This window comes from Vibrio sp. OPT24 (assembly GCF_015163545.1).
GTDB classification, from domain to species: domain Bacteria; phylum Pseudomonadota; class Gammaproteobacteria; order Enterobacterales; family Vibrionaceae; genus Vibrio; species Vibrio cyclitrophicus.
The window spans coordinates 1-287 of sequence record NZ_JADDYI010000023.1 but is presented as its reverse complement, the minus strand read 5'-3'; the positions used below and the strand labels follow the sequence as shown (position 1 = coordinate 287).

Sequence of the window (287 nt, the reverse complement as noted above, 5' to 3'; positions counted from 1 at the left end):
ATTACTGGGCGTAAAGCGCATGCAGGTGGTTCATTAAGTCAGATGTGAAAGCCCGGGGCTCAACCTCGGAACTGCATTTGAAACTGGTGAACTAGAGTACTGTAGAGGGGGGTAGAATTTCAGGTGTAGCGGTGAAATGCGTAGAGATCTGAAGGAATACCAGTGGCGAAGGCGGCCCCCTGGACAGATACTGACACTCAGATGCGAAAGCGTGGGGAGCAAACAGGATTAGATACCCTGGTAGTCCACGCCGTAAACGATGTCTACTTGGAGGTTGTGGCCTTGAG

General features: G+C 51.6%; 1 rRNA gene. It reads left to right on the top strand.

What is annotated here, in order from left to right:
- Positions 1–287 (top strand): 16S ribosomal RNA (locus tag IQO02_RS08390); the annotation flags it as partial.